Raw genomic sequence first — 12,783 nt, 5'->3', positions numbered from 1 at the left:
GTTCAATCTCAGCGTTGCTGATGGCCTCCGTTCTGCCCGCCTCATATACATCATTATTTTTCAGCATTATACGGTCACATTTCTTCAAATTTTGTTTTTAGTATATCAAAAAATACTCAAATATGCAATTTTATTTTTCATTCTTTCAAAATTTATTTAGTTAAAGCGTTTGATTTTACCAAAGAATCTTCATTTTACCATTACTAAAAAAATTTCAATCTATATGGATACAGTATTTTAGATAAATTAAAATTGTATACTTCATTTTTAACCATTCTTTTAGTTTGATAATCTCATTGTTATAGATTTCTTTTTCGTGGTATAATTATTCTAAATCACAAATGAAGGAAATAAGTCAAATGAAGCTCTTATATGAATTCTACTTTTTTGTAAAAAATCATAAAAAAAATTACAGCATCCTTAACCTTGCCGCACAGCTTTCTTATCGAGTTTTGCTGGCTTTTATTCCTTTTATCATGCTGATCTATAATTTTTTCAGCTGGTTTGCCCAGGGTCTCAACGATCAGGTGCTTGAGAGCCTGAAAGTCTTGTTTCCCGGTTTTTTAGACGAAATGTTTAACACGGCTGCTGCAAACGCCGCCGGACCCCAGACTTCCCATTGGGCAAATATCGTCTTTGGCTTCTTTATACTTTACGCGTCAGTCTGTGCTGTCCGCTCTTTGATTCTGACCATTAACAAGGTAATGCTGATACCGGAAAAGCGCAACTATTTTCTGGTCTGGGGACTGGCTGTTCTCTATCTGGTTATCCTTGTTATTCTGATCTTAGTGGTTTTTTATCTGTATATCTTTACCCAGAAAATATCAACCTCCTTTTTTGAGTACCTGAATCTTTCAGATATTTTTATTAAATTCTGGCAAGGCTTTACCCTGATTTATATCAGCGCGATCATCGCTTTGCTTGTGACCGCCATCTATATGTATACACCGTCTGTCCGGATATCTTTCTTTTTCTCATTGCCGGGCGGCGTGTTTGTAAGCCTGGGCTGGCTCTCCATCATTGGGCTTTATGAGGCTTTTATAAAAAATCATTTACAGATAGAGAGCCTGTTCAGTTCCCTTGAAGGTCCTTTTTCTTTAATTATCGTCGTATATATTTTTTGCATTATTCTAACCTTTGGCTGTGTCGTCAATTTATTTTTGCTGAAGAAGATTGGAAGGTAGACCATGAAGAATAAAACATCAAAGCTCACTGAATTCATCATTTTTATGGCAGAGGATATGGACAGGACAGACTTTTGGGGTATCTGTGCCCAGATGTCCTTTTATATTATCATGGCCTTCTTTCCGCTGATTATCTTTTTAATCAATTTTGTCGGCCGCTTTATTGTGCAGTTTAAAGATTATCTTTTTGATATCCTAAAAGAGTATCTTCCCCAGCTCTCCTACGATTACGTCCGCACCTTAATTGACACGCTGACCAAAAACCTTGCGGATAACAATTATATTTTAGTTTTATTCACCTTTTTCTTTGCAACACTGGCCGCAAGAGCGATCATGACAGGAATGAATCAGAACTATGGTAATCATGAGAGCAGAAGCCACTTAAAAATCTGGCTTTTATCCTTTCTTTTCACAATTCTGTTTGCCATTTCCATCATCTTGATCATTTCAGCCTATGTTTTCAGCGAAGCGATCAGTGAATATATTCTTGTACGCTTAGGCATTGATCAGTTTAATATTATTTTAATGAATATCTTTACATTTATTTTTTCTCTGGTCACAAGTATATTTCTGTTTACCTGTGTTTATGTTTTAGCACCGGACCGCCATTTGAAATTTATTCAGGGACTTCCAGGCGCTGTTTTTTCAACTCTTGGCATAAATATTGCCTTCCGTATTTTCTTAATGTTTATGAATCATTCGACTAAATACACCCTGCTATACGGCAACTTTGGTGGATTATTTGCACTTTTAGTTGGAATTTATTTCGTTTGTGTCATTTTAAACTTAGGTGGAAAAATAAATGTATTTTTTTCTCGATGAAACGTTTACAAATTTAAATTTCATGGTACAATATATTAAAAAGATTTTACTTAAATTAACCTATATAAAAACATTCTCATACTTTTTTATGTTAAACTATATTTAATTAAAGTAATTTTATACAATCTATAATATAACCTGTAATTAAGAAAGGACTGATTGACTATGAAACCTAAAATCGCGTACCATCTTTTTCACGAGGGAACTTATCTGAAAAGCTACGAATTTTTTGGCGCTCATTTTACAGATAAAGGTGTTGTTTTTCGACTCTGGGCACCACACGCTCAAGCTGTTTCAGTCGTAGGCAATTTTAATGACTGGAATCCCGACGCTCATCCGATGCTTTTACAGAAAGACTCTGGCGGTGTATGGGAATGCACCATTCCTGATCTGAATAAAGGTGAGCTCTACAAATACTGCATTACGCAATGTCATGGGGAAAACGTCTATAAATCAGATCCTTATGGTATTTATTCTGAGGTCAAGCCTAAAACAGCCTCTATTCTCTGGGATTTGGAGGGTTACAGCTGGAAGGACAAAAAATGGCTTGAGCAGCGCAAAAAAGCTGCCTCTAAGCCGAAGCCTGTTAATATTTATGAGGTTCATCTCGGCAGCTGGAGAACCCATGAGGACGGAACTGCCTTGAGCTATTACGAGCTTGCTGACACACTTGTCCCTTATCTTAAGGATATGCACTATACGCACGTAGAACTGATGCCCATTATGGAGCATCCCTTTGACGGATCCTGGGGATACCAGCTGACCGGCTACTTTGCTGCGACCAGCCGCTATGGCGAGCCTCAGGGTTTAATGCATTTTATTGACGCCTGCCATCAGGCGGGAATCAGCGTTATACTGGACTGGGTTCCAGGACATTTCTGCAAGGATGCCCACGGTCTTTATAAGCTTGATGGTACAAACCTTTATGAGGCGACCGAGCACCCTCAATGGGGTACTATGGAATTTGACTTTGCAAAACCAGAAGTGCTGACCTTTTTAATCTCAAACGCTTATTTCTGGTTTGACCAATACCATATTGACGGGCTGCGTATTGACGGTGTGGCAAGCATGATCTATTTAAACTATGGCTATGACGACGAATACCGCCGCAATAAATTTGGTGGAAATGACAGTCTTGAAGCGGTTGATTTCCTGAGAAAACTGAACACAGCCATCTTCAAGCATTTTCCATTTGCCATTATGGCCGCTGAGGAATCAACCGCTTACCCCAAGGTCAGCTGGCCTGTGGACGAGGGCGGCCTTGGTTTTAACCTGAAGTGGGATATGGGATGGATGCACGATACCCTCTCTTATATGGAAACAGACCCATACTGCAGAAATCAGTTCCATTCAAAACTGACTTTCTCAATGGCCTATGCGTTCAGCGAAAACTTTATTTTGCCGCTGTCGCACGATGAGGTTGTCCATGGCAAAAAATCAATCGTGGATAAAATGTTTGGTCCATATGAAATGAAATTTGACCAGCTTCGGCTTTTATATGCGTATATGTATTTTCATTCCGGTAAAAAGCTCACCTTTATGGGGAATGAGTTCGCACCGTTCAGCGAATGGCGCTATTACGAATCCCTTGAATGGTTCATGCTGGACTATGACAGGCATCGTCAAACCAAGGACTTCATGCAAGACCTGAATAAATTTTACGCCCGGGAAAATGCGCTTTGGGAAAAGGATCATGGCTGGGACGGCTTTGAATGGATCGACGCTGACAACAACGGCCAGAGCATTCTCGTTTTCAGGCGAATGGGCAAGCATCCAGAAGACGATCTGATCATTCTGATCAACTTCTGCCCGCTAACCTATACCAATTTCCAGATTGGTGTACCTGCAGAAAAAACCTATCGTCTGGTTTTCAACACCGACGATCCAAAATATGGTGGGTCCGGCTTCACAGTCAAAAAGACCGCAAAAGCACAGGACACCCCATGTCATAATCAGCCCTACAGCGTGACGTTGAACATACCGCCATCCGCGGCAATCGTATTAAAGGGCGTTGCGTCAAAAGTAAAAAAGAAAACCACCGCTAAGAAAGCAAAGACAGCTTCTTCATCCAAAGCTGCTGTTTCGGATAAAAAAGCAAAAGTGTCAACTGTAAAAAAATCTACCAAGGCGCAGACCGCAAAGGATACTGCTTCCAAGCCTGTTGCTAAGACGAAAAAATAGCGGTCTGGAAAGGACACCGGATGAAAACACTTGAAAAAGCAAGTTTTAAAAAAGCATTTATAAAAAAAGTAGAAGAAGTTTCCGGCGAAGATTTCTCCGAATCGACCGCACAGCACCAGTATGAAGCATTATCTGAGCTGGTCATGGAAGAAATCACTGCCGAATGGGCTGTCAACAACAGCCGCCTTCACAAAATGGAAGAAAAGCAAATCTATTTTTTCTCCATCGAATTTTTGATAGGCCGGCTGTTAAAGGCTTATATTAACAGTCTCGGGTGGGACGATATTGTGCCTGAGGTGCTCTGTGAGCTCGGTCTTGATTACGAGGCCATTCAGGCAAAAGAGCACGATCCCGCACTCGGCAACGGTGGTCTGGGCCGGCTCATGGCCTGTTTTCTGGATTCAACCGCCGCCATGGGCTTTCCCGGGCATGGAAATGGAATCCGCTATAAATTTGGCCTGTTTGAACAGAAGATCATCAACAATGAACAGGTTGAAGTTGCAGACAACTGGCTGAAAAACGGTTATCCTTTTGAAATCGCCAAGCCCGATAAATCTGTTATTGTAAAATATAAAGGGAATGTCCGGACTGAAATGGTCAATGGCAAGCTGGTTTTTATCCATGAAAACTATGAACCGGTATTGGCAGTCCCTTATGATGTCCCTGTTCAGGGCTACCATAACAAAACCGTCAATTCACTTCGTCTCTGGAGCGCACAGCCGGTAGAGGATTTTGACCTCTCCACCTTTAATCAGGGTCATTTTTTAAAAGCCATGCAAAGGCGTTCTGAGGCCGAGGCCATCAGTCAGATTTTATATCCAAACGACAATGGCTTTGAGGGAAAACAGCTCCGCCTCAAGCAGGAATATTTCTTTGTCTGTGCCGGGCTGAAACGGATTGTGCGGCGTTATAAAAAATTTAATCACGGATCAATGGACGGCTTTTCCGATAAAATCTGTATCCATATCAATGATACACATCCTGCCCTCTGCGTTCCAGAGCTCATGCGGATTCTCATTGATGAAGAAAATTATGAGTGGGATAAGGCCTGGGATATGACCGTTAAATCCATCAGCTTCACAAACCATACCGTACTGCCTGAAGCGCTGGAAAAATGGCCCATTGATATGGTAAAGGAACTTCTTCCCCGTGTCTACCAGATTATCGAAGAAATCAACCGCCGTTTTGTCAATGACATGAACTGGTTTTATCCAGACCAGGAGGCGCGCAACTATTCGATTTCGATTTTAAAGGACGGCCAGGTCCATATGGCACATCTGGCCATTATCGGCAGCCATTCTGTCAACGGCGTCGCGGAGCTGCACAGTAAAATTCTCCGTGAGGAAACCTTCAAGGATTTTTATGCTGTTTTCCCGGAGCGTTTTCATTCTGTGACCAACGGCGTAACGCCAAGACGTTTTTTAATGGGCAGCAACCCGCAGTTAAAAACCTTGCTCAATGAAACCATAGGTGACAGCTGGACAATGCCAAACAAACTATCTAGCCTGGAGGCACTGCTTCCATATGCAGCTGACGCCGCTTTCTGTGAAAAGCTGGGAGCTGTCAAACGCAGAAACAAAGCCCACATGGCAGCATATATCAACAAATCCCAAGGGATTCAGCTGAACCTGGATTCGATCTTTGATATTCAGGTCAAGCGTATTCACGAGTATAAACGGCAGCTGCTGAACGCTCTGCACATCATGTATCTTTATAATACACTCAAGGCAGATCCAAATATGGATTTTGTCCCAAAAACCTATATTTTTGCCGGCAAGGCCGCACCATCCTATTATTATGCCAAAGAAGTCATCCGGCTGATTAATGTCATTGCGGACAAGGTGAATAACGACACCACTATCAATGACCGTTTAAAAGTCGTTTTTGTTCCAAATTTTAATGTCTCTGTCGCCGAGATGATTTATCCTGCCGCCGAAATTTCTGAGCAGATTTCCACTGCGGGCAAGGAAGCCTCTGGTACCGGAAATATGAAATTCATGATGAACGGTGCCATTACACTCGGCACAATGGATGGCGCCAATGTCGAGATCGCTGAAGCTGTGGGAATGGATAATATTTTTACCTTTGGCCTCTCCGATGTGGAGGTTGCAAATTACAATGCCCATGGCGGCTACCGCTCCCTGGACATCTATGAATCCGATCCGCGGATTCAGGAGGTTTTGGAACAGCTGATCAATGGCTTTTTCAGCAATACCTCTACCTTCCAGTCGATCTATGATTCACTTTTGATTCATAACGACACCTATTTTGTACTTAAAGACTTTGCCTCTTATGCGGACATCCAGTCAGCCTCGAGTGCCGTATACAGAGATCAAAAAAGATGGCTGCAAATGTCGGCTGTCAATATTGCACACTCCGGAATGTTCTCAAGTGACCGCTCTATTGCCGATTATCAGAGAGAAATCTGGAAAATCAAACCATTCATTTACGAGGAGGAAATATTATGAATACCGAATGTGTCGCTATGCTCCTAGCTGGAGGACAAGGAAGCCGTCTGGGATCCCTCACATTTAACAACGCTAAGCCTGCCGTTTTATTCGGCGGTAAATACCGTATTATTGACTTTCCATTAAGCAACTGTATGAATTCTGACATTGATGTCGTGGGTGTCCTCACCCAATACCGTCCTTATATCCTGAACAATTATATCAGTGACGGAAGCGCCTGGTCCCTTGACAAGGTTGGCGCCGGCGTTCGCATTCTCCCCCCCTATATGGGACAAAAGGGCGGGCGCTGGTATAATGGCACAGCTGATGCTATCTATCAAAACATTGACTTTATCGACAGCTTTGACCCGGAATATGTGCTCATCCTGTCTGGCGACCATATCTATAAAATGGATTACTCCAATATGGTTAATTTTCATAAGCAGAAATCCGCTGACCTCACCATCGCAGTGATGGATGTCCCCTGGGATGAAGCCCATCGTTTTGGAATTGTCAATACCAATGACGAAAAACGTATCCTGGAATTCCAGGAAAAGCCTCCGGAACCAAAGAGCAACAAAGCCTCGATGGGAATCTACGTCTTTACCTGGGATGTCCTGCGCAAAGCTTTAATTGAAGACGCTGAAAATCCCGATTCCGAAAATGACTTTGGGCACAATGTCATTCCAATGCTTCACGAAGAGGGAAAACGAATCTTCGCCTATCCGTTCTCCGGATACTGGAAAGATGTCGGAACTATCCAAAGCTACTATGACGCCAATATGGATTTACTCAATCCAGCCTGTGATTTTGACCTGACAGACCGGAATTTCAGAATCTTTTCGAATAATACCAGCCGTCACCCGCAGTTTATCGGGCAGGACGCGGTGGTAAAACACAGTCTGATCTGTGATGGATGTGTTATTTTCGGGTCAGTCGAAAATTCTATTATCTCCCACGATATTATCGTTGGAAAAAACACAGTTCTCAAAAACTCAATTATCCATACCGGCGCAATCATTGAGGATGGCGCGCATCTGGAAAATTGCATTGTTGGTTCAAGAGCTTACGTTAAGAGTGATGTCCGTCTGGTGGCTGCTGAAAGTGACAACCCGGCAGAAATTCACGTTTTAAATTCATAGGAGGTGCTCAGAAATGAAAAAAGCAATTGGTATTATTTTAAATGTAGACGGCGATAACTCAGATCTCAATGAATTGCTCCAGCACCGCAGTATCAGTACGCTGCCCTTTGGCGGCCGTTACCGCATGATCGACTTTACCCTGTCCAATATGGTGAATTCCGGCATTTCCCATGTCGGTGTCGTCGGCTCTCATAAATACAGTTCTCTTATCGACCATCTGGGAACAGGAAAGGAATGGTCCTTAAGCCGTAAAACTCAGGACTTGTCCATTCTGGCAGGCAGCAGCAGTGTCCGGTTTGGTAATCTCATGAAAATCAATCTTCGTGATCTGTACAATAACCGCGCATTTCTGCAGCATAGCAGCGATGAAGACGTGGTTATCTCAGCGCCAAATCTGGTAACCAGCTTCAGCTTTAACGCGTCCTATAAAATCCATAAAACAAACAACAGTGATGTCACATTGATTTTTAAAAAAGTACAGCCAAGCTTTACCTTTGAAAACAACGATGTCTTTTTAGAATTTGATAAATACCGCATTACCAACATCCATTACCAAAAGGAAAAAATGACAGACCACTGCTATGCGGATATGATGATTATTAAAAAATCAGTCCTTCTGGACTTAATGGAGCTTGGTGAACGTACCGGCGAATGGGACTTGATGGATATGATCAAGAGTAATCTGGATACCCTTCGGGTATACGGCGCACCGCATAGCGGTTATATTAACCGCGTACACGACCTGGCCAAATATTACGAAGCCAATATGGATCTTCTGGAATTCGACATCATGAAAGAGCTTTTCCTGAGCGAAAACTCCATCCATACCAAAATCAAGGACAACCACCCGACACTTTATCAAAATGAGGCCGTGGTGCGCAACTCCATCGTCGGCAGCGGCTGTGAGGTTGAGGGGAAAATTTACCACAGTGTTCTCTTCCGCGACAGCAAAATCGGCTATGGCAGCGAAATTTCCAACAGCATTATTATGCAGAAGGCCGAAATTGGAAATAACGTTAAACTGAACTATGTTATTTTTGATAAAGATGTTAAGATTCGTGATAACGCATCACTGGTCGGAACAAAGGATAACCCGATTGTATTAAGTAAAGGAATGGTTATATAACAATGGATAAATTAAAAGTCTTATTTGCCGCTACCGAGGCTTATCCCTTTTCCAAAAGCGGCGGCTTAGGTGATGTGATCGGCTCGTTGCCAAAGGCCTTTCCAAAGGATCAAACCGATATCCGCGTTATTCTTCCAAAATACGCCAGTATTCCCGAAGAATATAAAAAAGATTTTAAGCTTATTGACATCTTCTACGTCAAGGTTGGTCTGAGCGACCAGTATGTGGGTATACAGCAATATGAAATGGACGGCGTTACCTACTATTTTCTTGACAATGAATATTATTTTAACCGTCCGAACCTGTATGGCTATTATGATGACGGTGAACGCTTTGTTTATTTCTGCCGCGCAGTGCTGGAGTCCATCCCCTACATTGATTTCTATCCGGATGTACTTCACTGTCATGACTGGCAGGCATCCCTGATCCCGTTCCTGCTCAAAGAACAGTACCAGTGGCATTATCTGAACACAAAAGCAGTCTTTACCATTCACAACATGAAGTACCAGGGGCTCTATGGCTTTGATGACCTTAAGGGTGTCTTGAATCTGGATTATTTTCCGGCTGCCATGGAGTTCTACCGCAAATTAAACCTGATGAAGGGCGCGCTTTACACCTCTGATCTGGTAACCACGGTCAGCCCAACCTACGCCGAAGAACTGAAGGACCCGTACTATGGTGAAGGTCTTGATGGCGTGATGCGTGATATCAGCTACAAAACCGTGGGTATTCTAAACGGAATTGACGAAACCGTCTATAACCCTCAGACAGATCCAGCGCTCTTTGTGCCTTATACACGTTCATATAAAAAGAAAACAGAAAATAAGACAGCGCTTCAGGACTATCTCGGGCTTCCGGTTAATCCAAAGGTTCCGATGATTTCCATGATCACACGTCTGGTTGAGCAAAAAGGACTTGATCTCGTGGCTGCTGTCATTCATGAGATTCTTCAGATGAACATCCAAATGGTGGTTCTTGGCACTGGCGACGCCCAGTACGAAAACATGCTGCGAGAGGTTGCCTACACTTATCCGGATAAAATGATTACCATTATTGACTTTAACGAAGACCTCTCTCGAAAAATATACGCCGCCAGCGATATGTTCCTGATGCCTTCAAAATTTGAGCCCTGCGGTTTGTCACAGATGATCGCCATGCGCTACGGCACCGTCCCCGTTGTTCGGGAAACAGGCGGCCTAAAGGACACCGTCCACTATTTTGACAAAGAAACAAAAGAAGGCAATGGCTTTAGCTTTGCCACCTACAACGCACATGATATGCTCTTCACACTCCAGCGGGCTGTCGGCCTGTACTATGACGAGCCCGAGCTGTGGAAGACCCTCATGACCAACGCATCAAAATCAAATTTCGACTGGAAAATTTCTGCCGAAACCTATTTATACTATTATAAGAAAGTAACAGGTAAATTATCATAATGAATTTTAGACACAATTCCTGGGATTTAAGATTTAAGGAGCCTTTCGGAGCACTTCCGACAGGCTCCCAGGTTACGATTCGTGTTTATACCACACACGCTGTAAATGTTAAATTAAGGACATTCTACAATTCAATCGAGCACTTTTACGATATGGTACCATCGAAATTCCCTGACATGATGGAGTACACACTCACATTACCCGATCAGCCAGGTGTTTTATGGTACGATTTTTGTTATGAGCATGAAGGCCGCAATTACTGTTATGGCACACAAAATGACACCTTAGGCGGCGAGGGGCAGATTTATGAAGCCTTTCCACCGTCCTATCAGATTACACTCTACGATAAAGTCCGTGAAATGCCCGCATGGTACACCGAGGGGATCATGTATCAAATTTTTCCCGACCGCTTTAACAAAGGCGAAAAGAAAACCTTCGAGCCCCAATATAAAAAGCAGTCGCTTATTCATGGAAACTGGGAAGACAGTCCTCATTATTTTCGCGATGGTCAGGGAAATATTGAGTACTGGGATTTTTTTGGCGGCACCCTTCAGGGAATTATCGAAAAGCTTGATTATTTAAAAGAACTGAATATTACAATCTTATATCTCAATCCCATTTTTGAATCAAGCAGTAACCACAAGTATGATACCGCAAATTATCTCCATATTGCCCCGGAATTCGGCAACACAGAACTTTTTGAACAGCTATGTGCAGAGGCAGAAAAGCGTGGCATACGCGTCATTTTAGATGGTGTATTCAGCCACACCGGAGACGACAGTATTTATTTTAACAAATACGGAAATTATCCCGGACTGGGGGCTTATCAGTCGAAGGATTCTCCGTTTTATCCCTGGTACCGCTTTAACGATTATCCAAACGAATACGAATGCTGGTGGGGCGTTAAGTCAATGCCTAACGTTGAAGAATTAACGCCTGAATATAAGGATTTTATTTTTGAAAATGAAAATTCAGTGATACGAAGATGGCTGAAAGCTGGTGCCTCAGGATGGCGGCTGGACGTTGCCGACGAACTCCCGGATGAATTCATCGAAGGGATAAAAACCGCCATGTTACAGGAAAAAGAAGACGCGGTCCTCATTGGCGAGGTCTGGGAGGACGCCTCCAGAAAAGTGGCCTACGGCATTTTACGCCGGTATTTTTATGGTTATGAGCTGGACGCAGTCATGAATTATCCCTTCCGCGACGCACTCATTAACTTTATGATGGGCAATAAAGGCTCTCGGGAAACTGCGCGTTTGATGATGTCACTCTATGAAAACTATCCCAGAGGACAGTTTAAGGGAAATATGAATCTGATCGGTTCCCATGACCGCATGCGTATCCTAACGATTCTTGGAGAAGCACCCGCGCTTTCTAAAGAAAGTGATAAAGAGCATTACCGGCTAACCCAGGAACAATACAGCCTGGCCAAAAGCCGCTTAAAGGTTTTAAGCCTGATCCAGCTTACCTTTCCGGGCGTCCCCTGTATCTATTACGGCGACGAGGCCGGCGTTCAGGGTTATGAAGACCCCTTTAACCGGAGTACATATCCATGGGGCCATGAAGATACAGAAATTTTAGAATGGTACAAAAAAATAACCGCCTTAAGGGCAGAGCATAAAGCCTTTCAACGCGGTTCATGGTATCCGCTTCCCTGCAAAGACGATGTTTTTGCCTACGTACGTGACCTCGGTGATGAAAGCTATCTTTGCCTCTTTAACCGCAACACTGTTAAAAGCCGCTGCTTCAGCCATGGAGCTGTCAAGGACCGCAAAGGTCTTGAGCTGCTTACAAACAATGAGGAAGACTTGGAACAGATTATTTTAGAGCCTCTGTCCGCAAAGATTTACAAGATTATCGGCGGACGAATTATTTTACATGGCAATGAGTATAAAGAGAAGGGAATTATTCCTTCTAAATATTTAACCCCTTGAGTGATTGGCTCAAGGGGCTTTTTGTTTGTTTTTTATGGATGAGGAAACTGTCTCTTTTTACTTGCATGCGTATTGTAAACATTTCAGGCTCTTATCGCCGCGTACTCCGGTGTCCTGTAGACACCTTCGTCAGGGGCTACGCCCCATAAAAAAAAGGTCATTGGCCCTTTGCAAGTAAACTTGCACGGGCCATTCACCTTTCTTTTTTTGCGCGGCTTAAGCTTAAATGTAAAAAGACCCCGCGATGTCCTATCCTCCCAGGCAGTTGCCCACCAAGTACTTTCAGCGCTGAAGGACTTTACTTCTGTGTTCGGTATGTAAACAGGTGTTTCCCCTTCGCCATCATCACGAGATCAATCTTGCGTTTTTATTCAGTTTTTAGTCACTCAAAACAACATAAAGGAAAAGAGTGTTTCAAAAGTCTTGTTAGATCAAGACCTCGGCCGATTAGTACTGGTCAGCTCCATACATTGCTGCACTTCCACCTCCAGCCTATCTACCTGGTCGT

8 protein-coding genes and 2 rRNA genes are annotated in these 12,783 nt (G+C 43.0%); 8 read left to right on the top strand and 2 right to left on the bottom strand.

Annotated features, from left to right (window positions below; all coding sequences use genetic code 11):
- Positions 1–359 precede the first annotated feature (359 nt).
- The 8 genes from FYJ53_RS02995 to FYJ53_RS02960 all read left to right on the top strand — a co-directional run bounded on the left by FYJ53_RS02995 (position 360) and on the right by FYJ53_RS02960 (position 12,275).
- Complete coding sequence (locus tag FYJ53_RS02995) at positions 360–1,184, top strand: YihY/virulence factor BrkB family protein (RefSeq protein ID WP_187367970.1); 825 nt, start codon at positions 360–362, stop codon at positions 1,182–1,184.
- Between the two features lie 3 nt (positions 1,185–1,187).
- On the top strand, positions 1,188–2,006 hold the full coding sequence (locus FYJ53_RS02990; protein WP_073383664.1) for a YihY/virulence factor BrkB family protein: 819 nt from the start codon (positions 1,188–1,190) through the stop codon (positions 2,004–2,006).
- A 165-nt stretch (positions 2,007–2,171) separates the two neighbouring features.
- Entirely contained in the window at positions 2,172–4,187 is a 2,016-nt protein-coding gene (gene glgB / locus FYJ53_RS02985) for a 1,4-alpha-glucan branching protein GlgB (protein WP_148429692.1), read from the top strand.
- A 20-nt stretch (positions 4,188–4,207) separates the two neighbouring features.
- Positions 4,208–6,655: a glycogen/starch/alpha-glucan phosphorylase gene (locus tag FYJ53_RS02980; RefSeq protein ID WP_148429694.1), complete on the top strand. Its 2,448-nt coding sequence runs from the start codon at positions 4,208–4,210 to the stop codon at positions 6,653–6,655.
- Positions 6,652–7,776, top strand: a complete 1,125-nt coding sequence (locus FYJ53_RS02975) for a glucose-1-phosphate adenylyltransferase (RefSeq protein WP_013382127.1) — start codon at positions 6,652–6,654, stop codon at positions 7,774–7,776. The genes FYJ53_RS02980 and FYJ53_RS02975 overlap by 4 nt, the downstream gene beginning before the upstream one ends.
- Positions 7,777–7,789: 13 nt before the next feature.
- Positions 7,790–8,902, top strand: a complete 1,113-nt coding sequence (glgD, locus tag FYJ53_RS02970) for a glucose-1-phosphate adenylyltransferase subunit GlgD (protein WP_073383672.1) — start codon at positions 7,790–7,792, stop codon at positions 8,900–8,902.
- Positions 8,903–8,904: 2 nt separating this feature from the next.
- Complete coding sequence (gene glgA, locus FYJ53_RS02965; RefSeq protein WP_073383674.1) at positions 8,905–10,338, top strand: glycogen synthase GlgA; 1,434 nt, start codon at positions 8,905–8,907, stop codon at positions 10,336–10,338.
- Positions 10,338–12,275 (top strand): glycoside hydrolase family 13 protein, encoded by a 1,938-nt coding sequence (locus tag FYJ53_RS02960; RefSeq protein WP_013382130.1) that lies wholly within the window; start codon positions 10,338–10,340, stop codon positions 12,273–12,275. The genes glgA and FYJ53_RS02960 overlap by 1 nt, the downstream gene beginning before the upstream one ends.
- 236 nt (positions 12,276–12,511) lie before the next feature.
- Here FYJ53_RS02960 and rrf read toward each other — a convergent pair.
- Positions 12,512–12,628: ribosomal RNA gene (gene rrf / locus FYJ53_RS02955) — 5S ribosomal RNA — on the bottom strand.
- A gap of 74 nt (positions 12,629–12,702) precedes the next feature.
- Positions 12,703–12,783 (bottom strand): 23S ribosomal RNA (locus FYJ53_RS02950); the annotation flags it as partial.

It is taken from the genome of Eubacterium sp. BL-380-WT-2B, assembly GCF_009696115.1.
In the GTDB taxonomy this organism is placed as follows: Bacteria; Bacillota; Clostridia; order Eubacteriales; family Eubacteriaceae; genus Eubacterium; species Eubacterium callanderi.
This window is presented reverse-complemented; position numbering and strand designations above follow the sequence as displayed.

Excerpts from the sequence above, each read along its gene's own strand:
- FYJ53_RS02995 (WP_187367970.1), top strand. The coding sequence starts at position 360 with ATGAAGCTCTTATATGAATTCTACTTTTTTGTAAAAAATCATAAAAAA.
- FYJ53_RS02990 (WP_073383664.1), top strand. The coding sequence starts at position 1,188 with ATGAAGAATAAAACATCAAAGCTCACTGAATTCATCATTTTTATGGCA.
- glgB (WP_148429692.1), top strand. The coding sequence starts at position 2,172 with ATGAAACCTAAAATCGCGTACCATCTTTTTCACGAGGGAACTTATCTG.
- FYJ53_RS02980 (WP_148429694.1), top strand. The coding sequence starts at position 4,208 with ATGAAAACACTTGAAAAAGCAAGTTTTAAAAAAGCATTTATAAAAAAA.
- FYJ53_RS02975 (WP_013382127.1), top strand. The coding sequence starts at position 6,652 with ATGAATACCGAATGTGTCGCTATGCTCCTAGCTGGAGGACAAGGAAGC.
- glgD (WP_073383672.1), top strand. The coding sequence starts at position 7,790 with ATGAAAAAAGCAATTGGTATTATTTTAAATGTAGACGGCGATAACTCA.
- glgA (WP_073383674.1), top strand. The coding sequence starts at position 8,905 with ATGGATAAATTAAAAGTCTTATTTGCCGCTACCGAGGCTTATCCCTTT.
- FYJ53_RS02960 (WP_013382130.1), top strand. The coding sequence starts at position 10,338 with ATGAATTTTAGACACAATTCCTGGGATTTAAGATTTAAGGAGCCTTTC.